This is a genomic window from Bacillota bacterium, assembly GCA_013177945.1.
GTDB lineage: Bacteria > Bacillota > DSM-12270 > Thermacetogeniales > Thermacetogeniaceae > Ch130.
In genome coordinates, this window is record JABLXW010000016.1 from 1 (window position 1) to 18,180 (window position 18,180).

General features: G+C 56.5%; 17 protein-coding genes, 1 pseudogene and 1 other annotated feature. All 18 genes and pseudogenes read left to right on the forward strand.

From position 1 onward, the window contains the following. Positions 1-313: 313 nt before the first annotated feature. The 18 genes and pseudogenes from rpmG (at position 314) to rplW (ending at position 18,166) form a co-directional block, all read left to right on the forward strand. The gene (gene rpmG, locus HPY58_10760) at positions 314-463 is read left to right on the forward strand and encodes a 50S ribosomal protein L33 (GenBank protein NPV30106.1); all 150 of its coding nucleotides are present in this window, start codon (positions 314-316) and stop codon (positions 461-463) included. Between the two features lie 49 nt (positions 464-512). Next, complete coding sequence (secE, locus tag HPY58_10765; protein ID NPV30107.1) at positions 513-968, forward strand: preprotein translocase subunit SecE; 456 nt, start codon at positions 513-515, stop codon at positions 966-968. A 59-nt stretch (positions 969-1,027) separates the two neighbouring features. Continuing rightward, positions 1,028-1,555, forward strand: coding sequence for a transcription termination/antitermination protein NusG (gene nusG / locus HPY58_10770; GenBank protein ID NPV30108.1), 528 nt, complete (start codon positions 1,028-1,030; stop codon positions 1,553-1,555). A gap of 32 nt (positions 1,556-1,587) precedes the next feature. Then, positions 1,588-2,013 (forward strand): 50S ribosomal protein L11, encoded by a 426-nt coding sequence (gene rplK / locus HPY58_10775; protein ID NPV30109.1) that lies wholly within the window; start codon positions 1,588-1,590, stop codon positions 2,011-2,013. A gap of 48 nt (positions 2,014-2,061) precedes the next feature. Then, a complete protein-coding gene (rplA, locus tag HPY58_10780; protein NPV30110.1) occupies positions 2,062-2,757 on the forward strand; it encodes a 50S ribosomal protein L1 in 696 nt (231 codons plus the stop codon). A 36-nt stretch (positions 2,758-2,793) separates the two neighbouring features. After that, positions 2,794-2,921 (forward strand) — a sequence feature (ribosomal protein L10 leader region). A 10-nt stretch (positions 2,922-2,931) separates the two neighbouring features. Then, positions 2,932-3,462, forward strand: coding sequence for a 50S ribosomal protein L10 (locus HPY58_10785; GenBank protein NPV30111.1), 531 nt, complete (start codon positions 2,932-2,934; stop codon positions 3,460-3,462). Positions 3,463-3,517: 55 nt separating this feature from the next. Further along, positions 3,518-3,898, forward strand: coding sequence for a 50S ribosomal protein L7/L12 (gene rplL, locus HPY58_10790; GenBank protein ID NPV30112.1), 381 nt, complete (start codon positions 3,518-3,520; stop codon positions 3,896-3,898). A gap of 521 nt (positions 3,899-4,419) precedes the next feature. Next, positions 4,420-7,983 carry a DNA-directed RNA polymerase subunit beta gene (rpoB, locus tag HPY58_10795; protein NPV30113.1) on the forward strand — a complete coding sequence of 1,188 codons (3,564 nt, stop codon included), beginning with the start codon at positions 4,420-4,422 and terminating at the stop codon, positions 7,981-7,983. A 41-nt stretch (positions 7,984-8,024) separates the two neighbouring features. Continuing rightward, positions 8,025-11,555, forward strand: a complete 3,531-nt coding sequence (rpoC, locus tag HPY58_10800; protein NPV30114.1) for a DNA-directed RNA polymerase subunit beta' — start codon at positions 8,025-8,027, stop codon at positions 11,553-11,555. Between the two features lie 93 nt (positions 11,556-11,648). After that, on the forward strand, positions 11,649-11,891 hold the full coding sequence (locus HPY58_10805) for a 50S ribosomal protein L7Ae-like protein (GenBank protein ID NPV30115.1): 243 nt from the start codon (positions 11,649-11,651) through the stop codon (positions 11,889-11,891). Between the two features lie 51 nt (positions 11,892-11,942). After that, positions 11,943-12,326, forward strand: coding sequence for a 30S ribosomal protein S12 (locus HPY58_10810; GenBank protein ID NPV30116.1), 384 nt, complete (start codon positions 11,943-11,945; stop codon positions 12,324-12,326). Between the two features lie 19 nt (positions 12,327-12,345). Next, complete coding sequence (gene rpsG / locus HPY58_10815) at positions 12,346-12,816, forward strand: 30S ribosomal protein S7 (protein NPV30117.1); 471 nt, start codon at positions 12,346-12,348, stop codon at positions 12,814-12,816. Positions 12,817-12,862: 46 nt separating this feature from the next. Beyond that, positions 12,863-14,953: an elongation factor G gene (fusA, locus tag HPY58_10820; GenBank protein NPV30118.1), complete on the forward strand. Its 2,091-nt coding sequence runs from the start codon at positions 12,863-12,865 to the stop codon at positions 14,951-14,953. Positions 14,954-15,008: 55 nt separating this feature from the next. After that, positions 15,009-16,209 (forward strand): annotated as a pseudogene (gene tuf, locus HPY58_10825) (elongation factor Tu). A 48-nt stretch (positions 16,210-16,257) separates the two neighbouring features. Next, a complete protein-coding gene (gene rpsJ / locus HPY58_10830; GenBank protein NPV30119.1) occupies positions 16,258-16,566 on the forward strand; it encodes a 30S ribosomal protein S10 in 309 nt (102 codons plus the stop codon). A gap of 33 nt (positions 16,567-16,599) precedes the next feature. Continuing rightward, on the forward strand, positions 16,600-17,229 hold the full coding sequence (rplC, locus tag HPY58_10835; protein ID NPV30120.1) for a 50S ribosomal protein L3: 630 nt from the start codon (positions 16,600-16,602) through the stop codon (positions 17,227-17,229). A gap of 21 nt (positions 17,230-17,250) precedes the next feature. Continuing rightward, complete coding sequence (gene rplD, locus HPY58_10840; protein ID NPV30121.1) at positions 17,251-17,880, forward strand: 50S ribosomal protein L4; 630 nt, start codon at positions 17,251-17,253, stop codon at positions 17,878-17,880. Then, positions 17,873-18,166: a 50S ribosomal protein L23 gene (rplW, locus tag HPY58_10845; protein NPV30122.1), complete on the forward strand. Its 294-nt coding sequence runs from the start codon at positions 17,873-17,875 to the stop codon at positions 18,164-18,166. Before rplD ends, rplW begins: the two co-directional genes overlap by 8 nt. Positions 18,167-18,180 lie beyond the last annotated feature (14 nt).

Sequence of the window (18,180 nt, forward strand, 5' to 3'; positions counted from 1 at the left end):
TAACCTCGAGAGATATGAGGTTGGCATCTTGCATCGTTATTATGAAAGCTAACGACTGAGGTTTGCCAGGAGCCGTGTACGTGGCCCGTACGCACGGTTCTGTGAGAGGGACAGCGCTAGACTGATCACCTAGCGCTGCCCTACTCGATGGCTCTTTCGCCGCGATCGATCACCTGATTTTTCCTGTTCCCGGCGGCGGCCAGGGATGGGTTAAAAGGTTTTGTGAGATTCCCCGGCCTTTTTCTCGTATTGACAGGGGTACGGGACTGTGCTAAAGTAGACGCGGTACGTTGCAGTTCAGGAGGTGGCGCCATTGCGCGTTGGGATTACGCTGGCATGTACGGAGTGCAAGAACCGTAACTATGCAACGGAAAAAAATAAGAAAAAAAATCCCGAACGTCTGGAGCTGAAGAAATACTGTCCTGTTTGTAAGACACATACCCTTCACCGGGAGACGAAGTAAGGTGTTCTTTTCTGGGAAAGGGATCAATTGAGAAGGAAGTGAGGGCCAGATGGGAAAGAAGGCCGGAGCGGTAAAAGCGCGGAAGGGCGGGAAGATTCGGTCTGAGGGGGCAAAGCCCGGAGCGGCAAAGGAAAAAAGCGAGAATACGGGGGAAGTTGTTCCGCAGTGGAAAGCGGGTTCACTCTTGAGGCTCGTCAAGCCGCGCGGAAATCAATCCCGGGAGAAAGAAGAGAAGAAAAGCGCGGTCAAAGGCAGAGAACATGCCGCGAAAGAGAGCCGGCCCCACCGGGCAAAAGATGTCAGGGAGAAGGCCAAACGGAGATTTTTCCAGGAAGCCGCCCGGTTTTTCCAAAGTGCATGGGGTGAACTCAAGAAAGTACACTGGCCCAACCGTTCAGAAATTATTGTTTATACTTCGGTGGTCTTAAGCTCGGTGGCTTTTGTGGCATTCCTGATCTGGATCGCGGATTCAATTCTCAGCCGGATCCTGGAATTGCTCCTGTAGGTTGCCCGTTTCTATCAAAACGAACCGGGGAGGTGGGGGCCGCGAGGTCCCTTGTCTTTATGGAAAAGAAGTGGTTTGTAATTCACACCTATTCCGGCTATGAAAACAAGGTGAAGGCAAACCTGGAAAAGCGGGTGGCGTCCATGGGGATGCAGGACAAGATTTTCCGCGTCCTCGTGCCCATGGAGGATGAAATCGAAATCAAGGATGGAAAACGCCGCGTTTCCAAGCGAAAGGTTTTTCCCGGTTATGTTTTGGTGGAGATGATCTTGACAGACGACTCCTGGTACGTGGTTCGGAATACACCCGGTGTAACCGGTTTTGTTGGGACTGGGAACAAGCCGGTTCCCCTGCAGCCGGCCGAGGTGCGGGCGATTATGCGGCAGATGGGATTGGAGGAGGCGCGCACAAAGATCGATCTGGACCTGGGCGAAAGCGTCCGCGTGATCGCCGGGCCCTTTGAAAATTTCATCGGCACGGTGGAGGAGATTTACCCTGAAAAGAACAAACTGAAGGTGCTCGTCTCGATGTTCGGGCGGGAGACCCCGGTTGAACTGGACTTCACGCAGATTGAAAAGTTAGATTGAGAAATTTATTTTTAAGAAGGGAAGGACAGGAAATGGCAAAAAAAGTTACTGCCGTGGTAAAGCTTCATATCCCGGCCGGTAAAGCCACCCCGGCGCCCCCGGTAGGATCAGCTTTGGGCCCGCATGGTGTCAACATTATGGCTTTCTGCAAGGAGTTCAACGAGCGTACCGCCGCCGAGGCAGGAATGATTATTCCTGTTGAGGTGACAATATACCAGGATCGTTCCTTCAGCTTTATCTGCAAGACGCCGCCGGCTTCCATTCTTTTGAAGAAGGCGGCGGGAATTGAGTCTGGTTCCGGCGAGCCCAACCGTAAGAAGGTCGGGAAGGTAACGCGCGCCAAGGTCCGGGAAATTGCCGAACTAAAAATGCGGGATCTCAATGCAGCAGATCTCGAGGCTGCGGCAAGGATGATTGAGGGGACGGCCCGGAGCATGGGAATCGAGGTTGTCGATTAGGAGAATGTGGGAGGAGCAATCCGCGCGAACCACAAAGGAGGGGTAGTGATGCCGAAGCGAGGCAAGAAGTACCGGGAAGCTTTAAAGAAGATCGAACGAGGCGTTTTATACGAACCCGAAGCAGCCCTGAGGCTGGTCAAGGAGACAGCCCTGGCCAGGTTTGACGAAACTGTAGAGGTTTCTGTGCGCCTGGGAATCGATCCCCGCCACGCTGACCAGCAGGTGAGGGGAGCGGTTGTGCTTCCCCACGGCACCGGAAAATCCCGCAAGGTGCTTGTTTTTGCGAAGGGCGAAAAGGCCGAGGAGGCTCAAGAAGCGGGAGCCGACTATGTGGGAGCAGAAGAACTGATCGAAAAAATCCAGGGCGGCTGGCTGGACTTTGAGGTTGCCGTTGCCACGCCGGACATGATGAGCAAGGTGGGAAAACTGGGGAAACTGCTCGGGCCGCGGGGGTTGATGCCCAACCCGAAGACGGGAACGGTAACCTTTGACGTGGGCCGGGCGGTGAAAGAGATTAAAGCGGGTAAAATCGAGTACCGCGCGGATAAGACGGGAATTCTGCACGTCCCGATCGGGAAGGTTTCCTTCCCGCTGGAAAACCTCCTTGAGAACTTCAGGACCTTCATGGAGGCCGTAATTAAGGCAAAGCCTGCCGCAGCCCGCGGCCAGTACCTGAAAAGCATCACCGTTTCTTCGACAATGGGCCCGGGGATTAAGATCAACCCCCAGAAAGCCGCCAGCTAAGTTCTAGAAAAGCTTGACCGAGGTTTTCTTGTTTGCTATATTAAATTTGCGCGACCGGAGACAGTAGGTGCCAAAGGGCTTAAAGGTTGCTGCCGCCTACCGAGGTCAGGGGATCAGGATGCTTTTTGCCCTCTGCTGTCTGCGGAGGGTTAACTTTTTGTGAGGAGGAGCAGAATGCTAAAGCTCGAAGAAAAGAAGAGGGTTGTAGCAGAACTCGAAGCAAAGCTTAAGTCCTCCCGGGCAGCCATTTTCACCGATTACCGGGGCCTGAATGTGGCCGAAGCCAACCAGCTCCGAAAGTCCTTCCGGGAGGCTGGTTCCGAATTCCGCGTTGTTAAAAACACCTTGATCAGGCTGGCGGCGCAGCAGGGCGGGATTGAAGGGATCGATCGGTTCCTGACGGGGCCCACGGCGGTTGCCTTTGATTTCCGGGACCCTGTGGTTCCTGCCAAGCTGCTGATGGATTTCACCAAAACAACCCGCAGCCTCGACATCAAGGGTGGCCTTGTTGAAGGCCGGCTCGTGGGGTTTGAGGAAATAAAATACCTGGCCGACCTTCCCGGCCGGGAAGTTTTGATTTCGAGAGTGGTGGGAGGTTTTCTTTCACCCCTTGTGGGGCTGAGTTCGGTTTTACAGGGGCCTTTGCGGAAGCTGGTTTACGCCCTGAAGGCGGTTCAGGAACAAAAACAAAAGGCAGCCGGCTAATTTTCCGGAAGACCTGATTAAAAAAGTTTTATTAAAATCAGTTAGGAGGTTAACAATGAGCAAGGTAGCGGAAATTATCGAAGCGGTTAAGGGAATGACGGTTCTGGAGCTTGCAGAACTGGTAAAAGCCCTGGAGGAGGAGTTTGGGGTAACCGCTGCGGCTCCGGTTGCGATGGCAGCAGGCCCTGCCCCCGCGGCTGTAGAAGCCCCGGCCGAAGAGGAGAAAACCGAATTTGACGTTATTTTGAAAGCTGCCGGAGACAAGAAGATCAACGTAATCAAGGTGGTTCGAGAGATTACGGGGCTTGGGCTGAAAGAGGCAAAAGAGCTTGTTGACAATGCTCCAAAGCCGGTGAAAGAGAAGATCGGCAAAGAAGAGGCAGAGGCCATCAAAGCAAAACTCCAGGAGGCCGGAGCGGAGGTTGAAGTTAAGTAGTCGTCCCGCCGGCAGACAGGGGCTGCAGGCCGCCTGACGGGAGAGATCTCTCTGAGGAAAAACGCTCCCCATGAAAGCGAGGGAAGAAAAGCTTCATCCGGTAAAGAGACTCTCTTCGGGAAGCCAGGAGGGGAGCTCTTTACATTTTTTCAGCCATGCCCCGCGCTTTTTTCAGGGGCCGTCCGGCTCTTCCAGACCGCCTGCGTGGCGGCAATCCGCGGCCTTCCGCATCTGATTTGTGCAGCGGCTGAGTACTCACTGCGGCTTTGAAGTGGCACAAGATTTATCCGTGAGTGAGCCATTTCCCTCTTGGTAAAATTTTAAAAATGAGTGATCGCGGAGACTTGACAGGGCATTACTTTTATGCTAGCATTATAGAATGTCCGTTGGGTCTGCTTTTGTCTTTTTCTGGCAAAGAGTGGTTTGGAATCCGGTGAGCAGGGGCATAATGTAAATATTGCAGTAGCTTGATTTTTAAAGGTGTACTGGAAAAGTTTCAGGTAAAAGTGAGGGATGGTGCCGTGGCTTATCCGTATCCGATTCAGGCAGGACAGCACCAGCGCTGGAATTACGGGCGCATTTCAGAAGTACTCGAAATGCCGAATTTAATTGAAATTCAGCAGCAGTCTTATGAATGGTTTTTAAAAGTCGGATTGCGTGAATTATTTCGCGATGTTTCACCGATCCAGGACTTTACAGGCAACCTGGCTCTTGAGTTTATAGATTACACCTTGGGAGAACCAAAATACACTGTAGAGGAATGCAAGGAGCGGGATGTTACTTACGCCGCACCGCTGCGGGTAAAAGTTCGCCTGACGAACCGGGAAACCGGAGAGATTAAGGAGCAGGATGTTTTTATGGGGGACTTCCCCCTGATGACTGAAAAGGGAACCTTTATCATTAACGGAGCAGAGCGGGTCATTGTCAGCCAGCTTGTCCGGTCGCCCGGTGTTTACTACCACGCCAGCAGTGATGCGGCAGGAAAGAAGATCTATGGAGCTACGGTGATCCCGAACTGGGGGGCCTGGCTGGAACTGGAAACAGATCCTCATGATGCCATCTACGTAAGGGTTGACCGGACCCGAAAACTTCCCGTGACCGTTCTCATCCGCGCCCTGGGCTATTCGACAAATGCAAGCATTCTCGAGCTTTATGATGACAACGAGAGCATCAAAGCAACCCTGGAGCGGGACAATACCCAGTCTTACGAAGAGGCCCTTGTGGAGATTTACAAGCGCCTGCGGCCCGGGGAGCCTCCCACGATAGACAGTGCAAGGGCGCTTCTGGAGGGTCTCTTCTTCGACCCCCGGCGCTACGATCTGGGTTACGTGGGCCGCTACAAGTTAAATAAAAAGCTGAAGCTGGATGTCCCGAGGGAAACCAGGTGCCTGACCAGAGAGGATATTATTAAGGTGGTCGAATATCTCCTGAAGCTCATCAAAGGGGAGGGCCAGGTGGATGACATCGACCATCTGGGAAACCGGCGCCTCCGCTCTGTAGGCGAACTCCTGCAAAACCAGTTCCGGATTGGCCTCGCCCGGATGGAAAGGGTTGTCCGGGAGCGGATGACCATTCAGGACGTTGATACGATCACACCCCAGGCCCTGATCAACATCCGGCCGGTGGTGGCAGCCATAAAAGAATTTTTCGGAAGCAGCCAGCTTTCGCAGTTTATGGACCAGACGAATCCCCTTGCAGAGTTAACCCACAAGCGCCGGCTGAGCGCCCTGGGGCCGGGTGGTTTGAGCCGGGAGCGGGCCGGTTTTGAAGTGCGGGACGTGCACCACTCCCATTACGGGAGGATGTGTCCGATCGAAACTCCTGAAGGGCCGAACATCGGATTAATCGGATCTTTAAGCACCTACGCCCGCGTCAACGAATACGGTTTTATCGAGACCCCCTACCGGAAGGTGGATAAAGAGCGGGGGGTTGTAACCGACGAAATCGTTTACCTTACGGCCGATGAAGAAGATGAATACATCATTGCGCAGGCCAACGCTCCCCTTGACGAAGAAGGGCGCTTTGCAACACCCCGGGTCAACGCCAGGCGCGGACATGAAATCATTGTTGTTCCCTCCTCGGAAGTTGATTACATGGACGTTTCTCCGAAACAGGTGGTGAGCGTCGCGGCGGCTTTGATTCCCTTTCTGGAGCACGATGACGCCAACCGGGCCTTGATGGGCGCCAACATGCAGCGCCAGGCGGTGCCTCTTCTCCGGACCGAGCCGCCCCTGGTGGGCACCGGAATCGAACACCGGGTGGCTCGGGACTCCGGGGTGATCATTACGGCCCATCACGACGGGATCGTTCAGAGCGTAACCGCCGACAAGATTTGCATCAGGCGTGATGATGGGATTGTAGACACCTACACCCTTACTAAGTTTGCCCGGTCGAACCAGGGGACATGTATCAATCAAAAACCTATTGTTACCAAGGGCCAGCGCGTGTCTGCAGGGGATGTGATCGCCGACGGCCCCTGTACTTCAGGAGGGGAACTGGCCCTCGGCCGGAATGTCCTGATCGCGTTTATGCCCTGGGAAGGGTATAACTTTGAGGACGCGATCCTCATCAGCGAAAAGCTTGTCAAGGAGGACTACTTTACTTCCATTCACATTGAAGAATACGAATGTGATGCCCGGGATACCAAGCTGGGGCCCGAGGAGATCACGCGGGACATCCCCAATGTGGGGGAGGATGTGCTCAAGGATCTGGATGAGAGGGGAATCATCCGGGTCGGGGCCGAGGTGAGGCCCGGCGATATCCTCGTGGGCAAGGTGACGCCGAAGGGTGAGACCGAGCTGACCGCCGAGGAGCGCCTCCTCCGGGCAATTTTCGGCGAGAAGGCCCGGGAGGTCAGGGACACCTCTTTGCGGGTGCCCCACGGGGAATCGGGCCGGGTGGTTGATGTCAAGGTCTTTTCCCGGGAAAAAGGGGATGAACTTCCCCCCGGGGTGAACCAGCTGGTGCGGGTCTATGTTGCCCAGAAGAGAAAGATCTCTGTCGGAGACAAAATGGCGGGGCGGCACGGCAACAAGGGAGTCATTTCCAGAATTTTGCCGGAAGAGGACATGCCCTTTCTGCCGGACGGCACCCCGGTCGAGATCGTCCTGAACCCGCTGGGTGTCCCCTCCCGAATGAATATCGGGCAGGTGCTGGAGTGCCACCTGGGCTGGGCAGCCCACGAACTGGGGGTTTACGTGGCCTCTCCTGTCTATGACGGGGCGCGGGAAAATGACATCTTCGAAACCTTAAAGCGCGCCGGTTTGCCTCCTAATGGCAAAACAGTGCTTTACGACGGGCGGACGGGCGAGCCCTACGACCACGAGGTTACCGTGGGGTATCTTTACATGCTGAAGCTCGCCCATCTTGTGGATGACAAGATCCACGCCCGCTCGACGGGGCCTTATTCTCTCGTCACCCAGCAGCCCCTGGGCGGCAAGGCCCAGTTTGGAGGCCAGCGGTTTGGGGAGATGGAGGTGTGGGCGCTCGAGGCCTACGGGGCAGCCTATACGCTCCAGGAAATTCTCACCGTCAAGTCGGACGATGTTGTCGGCCGGGTGAAAACCTACGAGGCGATTGTAAAGGGCGAGAATGTACCGGAGCCGGGGGTGCCGGAGTCCTTTAAAGTCTTGATCAAGGAACTCCAGAGCCTCTGCCTCGACGTCCGGGTTCTTTCCGAAACGGCCGAAGAGATTGAAATCAAGGAAGATGAAGAGGATATCAGCGAAACCGCCAAGGAACTCGACCTGGATCTTGGAGAAGCAAGGGTTCCAGCAGCTGCAAAAACGGGAAAGGCTAAAAGTTTGGCTGCCCAGGAAGGAGAGCCGGATGAAGAGGAAGCCGAAGAGCCGGAAATCGAAGATGTTGCAGAAGATTTTGGGCTTTTGACCGGAAGCGGGGGAAGCTTCGGGCAGAAGTTTCTTGCCGGTGCTAAAGGGGAAGAAGACGAGTACTTTTTGGATTTCAAAGACGAAGAAGACGAAGATTTAACCCGGCAGTCCCGGCGTACCCGTGCCAAAGCGAAAGTGAGCCAGAGAAGGGGTTCCTTTTTGGACGATCTGGCAGCTGAAGAAGATGAATCGTAGTTGTTCGTGCATCAACCCTGGGAAAAAGGGAGTGAGGCTCAATGCTCGATGTCAGCAACTTTGAACAGATGAGAATAGGTCTGGCCTCCCCGGAGCAGATCCGGGCCTGGTCAAGCGGGGAAGTTAAGAAACCGGAAACCATTAATTACCGGACTCTCAAACCGGAGCGCGACGGCCTTTTCTGCGAAAGAATTTTCGGTCCCACAAGAGACTGGGAGTGCCACTGCGGAAAATATAAAAGGGTTCGTTATAAAGGGATCATCTGCGACCGCTGCGGGGTCGAGGTAACCCGTTCCAAGGTCCGGCGGGAGCGTCTGGGGCATATTGAACTGGCAGCACCTGTTTCCCATATCTGGTATTTTAAAGGGATCCCGAGCCGGATGGGGCTCTTGCTTGACATCTCCCCCCGCTCCCTGGAGAAGGTTCTTTATTTTGTTTCTTATATTGTTACCGACCCGGGAGATACGCCGCTCACCAAAAAGCAGCTGCTCACAGAATCGGAGTATCGGGAGAACAGGGAAAAGTACGGAAACCGCTTCAGAGCAGGGATGGGCGCAGAAGCGATCAAGGAGCTGCTTGAAGAAATAGACCTGGATGAGTTGAGCCAGCAGCTGCGGGCGGAACTCAAGGAGGCGACGGGCCAGCGCAAGGTTCGCGCCATCCGGCGCCTGGAGGTTGTTGAAGCCTTCCGGAAGTTGGGGAACCGCCCCGAATGGATGATTCTGGAGGTCATTCCGGTGATTCCCCCGGAGCTCCGGCCGATGGTCCAGCTGGACGGGGGGAGATTTGCCACCTCGGATTTGAACGATCTCTACCGCCGGGTGATCAACCGCAACAACCGGTTGAAGCGCCTGCTTGACCTGGGGGCGCCCGATATCATCGTCAGAAACGAAAAGCGGATGCTCCAGGAGGCGGTTGATGCATTAATCGACAACGGGCGGCGCGGCCGTCCGGTCACAGGGCCCGGCAACAGGCCCTTGAAATCCCTGAGCGATATGCTGAAAGGGAAGCAGGGCCGGTTTCGCCAGAACCTGTTGGGGAAGCGGGTGGACTACTCGGGGCGCTCTGTGATCGTCGTCGGTCCCGAATTGAAGCTCCACCAGTGCGGCCTCCCGAAGGAAATGGCCCTGGAGCTCTTCAAGCCCTTTGTCATGAAGCGCCTGGTAAACCAGGGTTATGCCCATAATATCAAGAGCGCGAAGCGGATGGTTGAGCGGGTTCGCAACGAAGTCTGGGATGTTCTGGAGGATGTCATTAAGGAGCATCCCGTGCTCTTGAACCGCGCTCCCACCCTGCACAGGCTGGGAATCCAGGCCTTTGAGCCGGTTCTGGTGGAGGGCCGGGCGATCCAGATTCACCCCCTCGTCTGTACCGGGTACAATGCCGACTTTGACGGGGATCAGATGGCCGTTCACGTTCCTTTGTCCGCCGAGGCCCAGGCCGAAGCGCGGATCCTGATGCTCTCCAGCCACAATATTCTGAACCCAAAAGACGGGCGCCCCGTAACGACCCCAACCCAGGATATGGTTTTGGGTTGCTACTACCTCACTCTCGACAGGGAGGGGGCTAAAGGGGAAGGCAAGGTCTTCCGGGATTTCAACGAGGCTTATTTTGCTTACGAGAGCAAAGAAATTGACCTCCACGCCAGGATTAAAGTGCGCCTTGATGGAAAACTTGTCGAAACGACGGTCGGCCGGTTGATCTTTAATGAGGTTATTCCTCCAGAGCTGGGTTACATCAATGAGGTTGTCGGGAAGAAGATGCTTGCCCAGATCATCGGGAAGTGCTACCGCCAGCTCGGATACGCCCGGACGGCGGTGCTCCTGGATGGAATTAAGAAGCTCGGCTTTACCTACGCCACGAAGGCAGGGATTACGGTAGGGATTACAGATGTCACTATCCCCCCTGATAAGGACGAGATCCTTGCTGAGGCCGAGGCCGAGGTTGACAGAATTGAGCAGCAGTACCGCCGGGGCCTGATTACCGAAGAGGAGCGCTACGAAAGGGTCACCGGAATCTGGCAGAAAGCCACAGATCGGGTAACAGAATCTCTGCTCAAGACCCTGGATCCGCTCAACCCCGTGTACATGATGGCGACTTCGGGGGCGCGCGGAAACATTCAGCAGATCCGCCAGCTGGCGGGAATGCGCGGCTTGATGGCCGACCCCTCGGGCCGGATCATCGACCTTCCCATTAAGGCGAACTTCCGGGAGGGGCTGACGGTGCTGGAATACTTTATTTCCACCCACGGCGCCCGGAAGGGGCTGGCGGATACCGCGCTCCGCACGGCAGACTCGGGTTACCTCACCAGGCGCCTGGTGGATGTCGCCCAGGATGTGATCGTGCGGGAGGAAGACTGCGGAACCAGGGAAGGTTTTTACGTGGAAGAAGTGACAGATGGCGGCGATGTCATCGAAACTTTAGAAGAGCGCATTGTCGGCCGTTTCACTCTGAAGCCGGTTGTTCATCCCGAAACCGGTGAGGTAATCGTTCCTGCTGATACGGAGATTACCGAGGAGCATGCTGCGGCAATTCTTGCTGCCGGAATCAGGAAGGTCCTGATCAGGTCGGTTTTGACCTGCAAGACCCACTACGGAGTCTGCCAGAAGTGCTACGGGCGGAACCTTGCCACAGGCTTTCCGGTGGAGATCGGAGAGGCTGTGGGAATCATGGCGGCCCAGTCGATTGGAGAGCCCGGGACGCAGTTGACGATGCGAACCTTCCATACCGGTGGGGTTGCCGGCGAAGATATCACCCAGGGGTTGCCCCGGGTGGAAGAGCTTTTTGAGGCCCGGAAGCCAAAGGGGCAGGCGATTATCGCCGAGTGTGACGGGATTGTTCGCATTACGGAAAACAAAGGGAAGAAAGAGGTTGAAATCGTAGGCGAAACGGAAAAGTATACCTACCAGATACCCTTTGGCTCGAGAATCAAGGTGGAAGACGGCCAGTATGTGGAAGCAGGTGAAGAGCTGACCGAGGGCTCCATCAACCCCCACGATCTCCTTCAGGTGAAAGGGATTACGGCCGTGCAGGCTTACCTCCTCCGGGAGGTCCAGCGCGTCTACCGGATGCAGGGGGTTGACATCAATGACAAGCACATTGAGGTCATGATCAGGCAGATGCTGCGCAAGGTGAAGGTTGAAGATCCGGGCGACACGGAACTCCTGCCCGGGGGCCTGATCGAGGTCTTTGATTTTGAGGAGGAGAACGCCCGGGTGCTGGCGGTAGGGGGAGAGCCTGCGACGGCAAAACCGGTCATTTTAGGGATTACGAAAGCTTCGCTGGCAACCGAATCCTTCCTTTCCGCGGCTTCCTTCCAGGAGACCACGAGGGTCTTGACGGAAGCGGCGATTAAGGGGAAGGTGGATCCTCTCCTGGGGCTGAAAGAAAACGTCATCATTGGAAAACTGATTCCGGCCGGAACCGGGATGTCCCGCTACCGCAACATCAAGGTGCTTGATGAGGAAGAGTTCAAGAAGCCTGGAAAAGAGCCGGAGGAGGTTGAAGAGCGGGTTGTCTCCGGCGGGGAGCAGGAGGAGCCTGCAGGAGAAGAAGCGGTTGGCCTGAAGTAATTGACAGGTGCTGCGCCCGGGTGCTAAAATCTACATTGTGTGAATTTCGCAAAGAAGCCTCTCAAAACTGGAATCAAGGGGAGTGAGAGGAAAGTGGAAAGACTGCTTAACGCGCGCAAGAAAACGGTGGGAACAAAACAAACCCGAAAAGCGGTTGAGAAAGGCCAGGCGCGGGTGGTTTATGTTGCAAAAGACGCGGAAGCGCGGATCACTTCTCCTTTGCTCCAGTTGTGCGCTGAGAAGAACGTCGAAGTGGTGATGCTGGATTCCATGGAGGAGCTCGGTAAAGCATGCGGGATTAAGGTGGGAGCAGCCTCGGCGGCAGTCATCGAGTAGCTTTCAGGTGAAAAAGTGCGGGATTTTGCGGGATTTTAAGGAGGTGTTCAGGTGCCGACGCTTAACCAGCTGGTTCGAAGAGGCAGGAAAAAGGCAGAAAAGAAATCGACTGCTCCTGCTCTGAAGAATTCTCCCCAGAAACGGGGGGTCTGCACGAGGGTATATACGACAACACCGAAGAAGCCGAACTCGGCGCTGCGGAAAGTGGCCCGGGTCCGCCTCACAAACGGGGTTGAGATTACCGCTTACATTCCCGGAATCGGGCATAACCTGCAGGAGCATTCTGTCGTCCTTGTCAGGGGAGGCCGGGTCAAGGACCTGCCGGGCGTCCGTTACCACATCATCAGGGGAACCCTGGATACTGCCGGTGTTCAGGGAAGGAACCGGGGCAGGTCGAAGTATGGAACGAAGCGGCCCAAGGCGGCAAAGGCGTAGCAGGAAGGGAGGGATGTGATTGCCTCGCCGTGGTAGTGTCCCCAAGCGGGACGTTTTGCCGGATCCCGTTTACGGGAGCAAGGTTTTTACAAAGCTGGTCAACAAGGTGATGTGGGACGGGAAGAAGAGCCTTGCCGAGAAGATTTGCTACGGCGCTTTTGACATCATCAAGGCCAGGACAAAGCGGAACCCGATGGAGGTCTTCGAGCAGGCCTTGAAGAACGTGATGCCCGTCCTGGAGGTTAAGGCGCGGCGCGTGGGCGGCGCCAACTACCAGGTTCCTGTGGAGGTGCGGCCGGAACGCCGCCTGACCCTGGGAATCCGGTGGCTGGTAAATTACGCGCGGGAACGCGCCGGCAAGAGCATGCAGGAAAAGCTGGCGGCGGAAATTATTGATGCCGCAAACAATACCGGCGGCGCCGTCAAGAAGAAGGAGGATACCCATAAAATGGCGGAGGCCAACAAGGCTTTTGCCCATTACCGGTGGTAAGTGCCGGTGGCAGGCTGATAAACCATACGGAAAGGAGGGATCAAGCATGGCGCGTGAAGTTTCGCTGGAAAAAATTCGCAACATCGGGATCATGGCGCACATTGATGCAGGAAAGACCACGACAACCGAGCGGATCTTGTTCTACACCGGCCGCGTCTATAAGATGGGGGAAGTGGACGACGGAGCGGCAACGATGGACTGGATGGTTCAGGAGCAGGAGCGGGGAATTACAATCACCTCGGCGGCCACTACCTGCCCCTGGCGGGGTTTTACCATAAATTTGATCGACACGCCAGGGCACGTGGACTTTACGGCGGAGGTAGAGCGCTGTCTACGGGTGCTTGATGGCGTGATTGCCGTTTTTTGCGCGGTTGCCGGGGTTGAGCCTCAGTCCGAGACGGTCTGGCGTCAGGCGGACAAGTACCGGATTCCCCGCATCGCCTATTTGAACAAGATGGACCGGGTAGGAGCAAACTTCTTCCGGGCCACCGGGATGATCCGGGAGCGCCTGGGGGCGAATGCGGTGCCGATCCAGCTCCCCATCGGAAGCGAAGACTCGTTCCGGGGAGTTGTTGACCTGGTAAAGAATAAGGCAATTATCTACCTTGATGAATTGGGAACGGTCAGCGAAGAGACCGAGATTCCGCAGGAAATGGCCGGGGAGGCGCGGCGCTACCGGGAGCAGCTGCTGGAAGCTCTTGCAGAACTGGATGAAGATTTGATGGTCAAGTACCTGGAAGGGGAGCCGATCTCCGAAGCAGAGATCAAGGCCGCAATCAGGAAAGGAACACTTTCCTGCAAGCTGGTTCCCGTGCTCTGCGGGTCTTCGCTCCGAAATAAAGGGGTGCAGCCTCTGCTCGATGCAGTTGTTGATTATCTCCCGTCCCCGGCCGACATCCCGCCGGTGGAGGGGGTTCATCCCAGGACCGGAGAAACCGTGGTGCGGCACGCGGGCGACGAGGAGCCGCTGGCCGCCCTCGCCTTCAAGGTGCAGACCGACCTTTACGCGGGAAAGCTGGTCTTTCTGCGGGTGTATGCCGGGACCCTGGAGTCTGGGGCGACGGTTTACAACGCCACCAAGGGGAAGAGAGAGCGGATCGGGCGCCTGGTGAGAATGCACGCCAACCACCGGGAGGACCTCACAGAGGTTCATGCAGGTGACATTGCTGCTGCGGTTGGTTTGAAAGAGACCATCACCGGCGATACGCTGTGCACCGAGGAGGAGCCCCTGGTCCTGGAGCCCATGCATTTTCCTGCTCCGGTTATTTCTGTGGCAATCGAACCCAAAACCAAGGCCGATCAGGATAAAATGGGAACGGCCCTGCACCGCCTTGCCGAGGAGGATCCCACTTTCCGTACCTATACGGATCGGGAGACGGGGCAGCTGCTCATTGCCGGAATGGGCGAGCTTCACCTGGAGATCATTGTGGACCGGCTCCTGCGGGAGTTCAATGTGGATGCCTATGTGGGCAAGCCCCAGGTGGCTTATAAAGAAACGATCAGCCGCAGGGCCCGGGGCGAGGGAAAATTCATCAGGCAGACCGGGGGACGGGGGCAGTACGGGCACGTTGTTTTAGAACTGGAGCCTCTTCCCTCCGGGCGGGGCTGCGAGTTTGAAGACCGCACCAAAGGAGGGGTGATTCCGAAGGAATTTCTTCCCGCCATCGAGGCGGGGATCAGAGAAGCCATGGAAAGCGGTGTGCTCGCCGGTTATCCCATGATCGATATCCGGGCGGCCCTTGTCGGGGGCTCTTTCCATGAGGTTGACTCTTCGGAAATTGCATTTAAGATTGCGGGCGCCTGCGCCTTCCGTTCGGCTGCCGAGAAGGGAGCTCCGGTTTTGCTGGAGCCCATGATGAAAGTCGAAATCACCGTCCCCGAGGAGTATCTGGGTGATGTGATCGGTGATTTCAATGCCCGGCGCGGCCGGATCGAAGCAACCGAATTGAGAGGGACCACCCGGGTCGTCCGGGGAGTGGTTCCGCTCGCGGCGATGTTCGGTTATGCCACCGACCTGCGCTCTTTAACCCAGGGGCGCGGGAACTACGTCATGCAGTATTCTCATTACGAGCAGGTACCTCCTGCGGTTTCGGAGAAGCTTATCAGCCGTCCCCGCAGGAATTGCTTGAACATTTAATTTAAATATAAATAATTTTAAATATAAATTTAGCTTGAGAAAGGAAGGATTCTTGATGGCGAAGAAAAAATTTGAGCGCACCAAACCCCACGTCAACATCGGGACGATCGGGCACGTGGACCACGGCAAAACCACTTTAACCTCGGCGATCACCATCTTTTGAGCAAAAAGGGGCTCGCTCAGGCGACCTCCTACGGCGAAATCGACAAGGCGCCTGAAGAGCGGGAGCGGGGAATTACCATTGCCATCGCCCACGTCGAGTACGAAACAGAAAAGAGGCACTACGCCCACGTCGACTGCCCGGGCCATGCCGACTACATCAAGAACATGATCACCGGAGCAGCCCAGATGGACGGAGCGATCCTTGTCGTCTCGGCGGCAGACGGCCCCATGCCCCAGACCCGGGAGCACATTCTCCTTGCCCGCCAGGTAGGCGTCCCCTATATCGTCGTTTTCCTAAACAAGGCCGACATGGTCGACGACCCCGAGCTCATGGAGCTTGTGGAGCTGGAGGTGCGGGAGCTCTTAAGCGAGTACGAGTTCCCCGGTGACGAGATCCCGATCATTGCCGGAAGCGCCCTCAAAGCAATGGAGTGCGGGTGCGGAAAAGAAGATTGCGAGGCCTGCGGCCCCATCCTCAAGCTCATGGACGCCGTAGACGAATACATCCCCACCCCGGTGCGGGACGTAGACAAACCCTTCCTCATGCCCATCGAGGACGTCTTCAGCATCACCGGCCGCGGGACCGTAGTGACCGGCCGCGTCGAGCGCGGAGTCGTCAAGGTCGGGGATGAGGTGGAGATCATCGGGCTCCGGGACGAGCCCCGCAAGACCGTTGTCACCGGAGTGGAGATGTTCCGGAAAATCCTCGACCAGGGCCAGGCAGGAGACAACATCGGGGTTCTCCTGCGGGGTGTAGAGCGGAAAGAAGTGGAGCGGGGGATGGTCATCGCCAAGCCCGGTTCCATCAAACCCCACACCAGGTTCAAGGCCGAGGTCTACGTCCTCACCAAGGAAGAGGGAGGGCGCCACACCCCCTTCTTCGAAGGCTACAGGCCCCAGTTCTACTTCCGGACCACAGACGTAACCGGCGTCATCAGGCTCCCCGAAGGAGTGGAAATGGTGATGCCGGCGACAACGTCAACATGAACGTGGAGCTGATCACACCCATCGCCATTGAGGAGGGCCTGCGCTTTGCCATCCGGGAAGGAGGCCGGACGGTGGGAGCAGGCGTGGTCACCGGGGTGATTGATTAATAATCTACGCGAGGGCCTTTTTCACAGGCCCGTTGAGGAGGGATGAGAGTGGCGCGTCAGAAGATCCGGATCAGGTTAAAGGCCTTTGACCATAAAATACTCGACCAGTCTGCCCAGAAGATCGTGGAAACAGCCCGGAGAACAGGGGCCTCCATTTCGGGCCCCGTTCCCCTTCCTACGGAAAAGAGCATCATTACCATTTTGAGGTCGCCCCATAAAGATAAGGATTCCCGGGAGCAGTTCGAGATGCGCACCCACAAGCGGCTCATCGATATTTTAGAGCCGACCCCGAAAACGATCGATGCCCTGATGCGTCTTGACCTTCCCGCAGGGGTTGATATTGAGATCAAGCTTTAACCGGAGACGGTCGGGGATTTGGAGGTGAAGATGTTGCGCAAAGGAATTCTTGGAAGAAAACTCGGCATGACCCAGATTTTCAGCGAAGAAGGAGAGGCAGTTCCGGTTACGGTGATCAAGGCGGGCCCCTGCATTGTGGTGCAGAAGAAGACTCCTGAGCGGGATGGCTATGCCGCCCTCCAGTTGGGTTTTGAGGAGGTGCGTGCCGAAGATCTAAGCCTCCCCCGGCGCGGCCACTTCGCCCGGCGGAAATTGAAGCCGCTCCGTTTCTTGCGGGAAATCCGGGTGGATGCAGAAGATCTTGACCGGTATGAAGTGGGCCAGGAGGTCCGGGTCGATATCTTCAAAGCCGGAGAGTATGTTGATGTGCGCGGGACTTCGAAGGGGAAAGGGTTTGCAGGAGGGATTAAAAGGCACGGCTTCCAGCGGGGCCCCATGAAGCACGGGTCCAAGTACCACCGCAGGCCCGGCTCCCTCGGCGCAAAGGGCCCGGCCCGGGTTTTCAAAGGACGGAAGCTTCCCGGGAGAATGGGCGGCGCAAGGGTAACCGTCCAGCATTTAAAGGTTGTCAGGGTGGACCCGGATAGAAATTTACTCCTGGTCCGGGGCGCGGTGCCGGGAATCCGCCAGGGGCTCCTGGTTATTAAGAACTCGCTGCGCTAGCCAGAAAGGAGGCAAGGAGGCATGCCAAAAGCAGCCCTTTACGATCCAGCAGGAACCAGAGTTGGAGATCTGGAACTCCGGGATGACATTTTCGGAGGCCCGGTGAAAAAGTCTGTCCTCCACCAGGCTGTCGTCCGTCACCTGGCATCCATGCGCCGGGGCACTGCGGCGACGAAAACCCGGGGCGAGGTTCGGGGCGGCGGGCGCAAGCCCTGGCGCCAGAAAGGGACCGGACGGGCCCGGGTCGGAAGCATTCGCTCTCCTCTCTGGCGGGGGGGCGGGATTGTCTTCGGGCCGAAGCCCCGGGACTACCGCCAGTCCCTTCCTCGCAAGGTCCGCCGCCTGGCTTTAAAGTCGGCCCTTGCTGCCCGCGCCCAGACGGGGGATCTCGTGGTCATCGAGGATATCCGGCTCGAGGCTCCGAAGACGAGGGAGGTCGTCAAGCTCCTGGAGGCGATGGAAGTCGGGGAGCGCGCCCTGCTGGTTGTTGAAGCTCCAGATCCGCTGCTTGAAAGGTCGACGCGGAACCTGCCGGGGATCCGGATTGCCCTGGCCAGTCAGTTGAATCCTTATGAGATCCTGGCAGCAGGCAAGGTAGTCCTGACGAAGAATGCCCTTGCCAGGGTTGGGGAGGTGTTGGCCGATGCTTAGCCCCCAGGACATTATTATCAGACCGGTTGTGACGGAGAAATCGGTCAACCTGGCGCAGCAGCAGAACAAGTATACTTTTTATGTAAACAAACAGGCCACCAAAATCGACATTAAAAAAGCTGTTGAGGAACTCTTCAAGGTAAAGGTGCTGGCCGTAAATACGGCGATCATCAAGGGCAAACCCAGACGGGTCGGGCGCTTTCGGGGCCGGAGACCGGACCGGAAGAAGGCAATCGTCACTTTGCGACCCGGAGACAAGATCGAAATCTTTGAAGGACTGCTCTAGCAGTAAGCTTTGAT

What these genes read in the sequence shown, in the direction of transcription:
- secE (NPV30107.1), top strand. Translation starts at nt 513, where the DNA reads ATGGGAAAGAAGGCCGGAGCGGTAAAAGCGCGGAAGGGCGGGAAGATT.
- nusG (NPV30108.1), top strand. Translation starts at nt 1,028, where the DNA reads ATGGAAAAGAAGTGGTTTGTAATTCACACCTATTCCGGCTATGAAAAC.
- rplK (NPV30109.1), top strand. Translation starts at nt 1,588, where the DNA reads ATGGCAAAAAAAGTTACTGCCGTGGTAAAGCTTCATATCCCGGCCGGT.
- rplA (NPV30110.1), top strand. Translation starts at nt 2,062, where the DNA reads ATGCCGAAGCGAGGCAAGAAGTACCGGGAAGCTTTAAAGAAGATCGAA.
- HPY58_10785 (NPV30111.1), top strand. Translation starts at nt 2,932, where the DNA reads ATGCTAAAGCTCGAAGAAAAGAAGAGGGTTGTAGCAGAACTCGAAGCA.
- rplL (NPV30112.1), top strand. Translation starts at nt 3,518, where the DNA reads ATGAGCAAGGTAGCGGAAATTATCGAAGCGGTTAAGGGAATGACGGTT.
- rpoC (NPV30114.1), top strand. Translation starts at nt 8,025, where the DNA reads ATGCTCGATGTCAGCAACTTTGAACAGATGAGAATAGGTCTGGCCTCC.
- fusA (NPV30118.1), top strand. Translation starts at nt 12,863, where the DNA reads ATGGCGCGTGAAGTTTCGCTGGAAAAAATTCGCAACATCGGGATCATG.
- rplD (NPV30121.1), top strand. Translation starts at nt 17,251, where the DNA reads ATGCCAAAAGCAGCCCTTTACGATCCAGCAGGAACCAGAGTTGGAGAT.
- rplW (NPV30122.1), top strand. Translation starts at nt 17,873, where the DNA reads ATGCTTAGCCCCCAGGACATTATTATCAGACCGGTTGTGACGGAGAAA.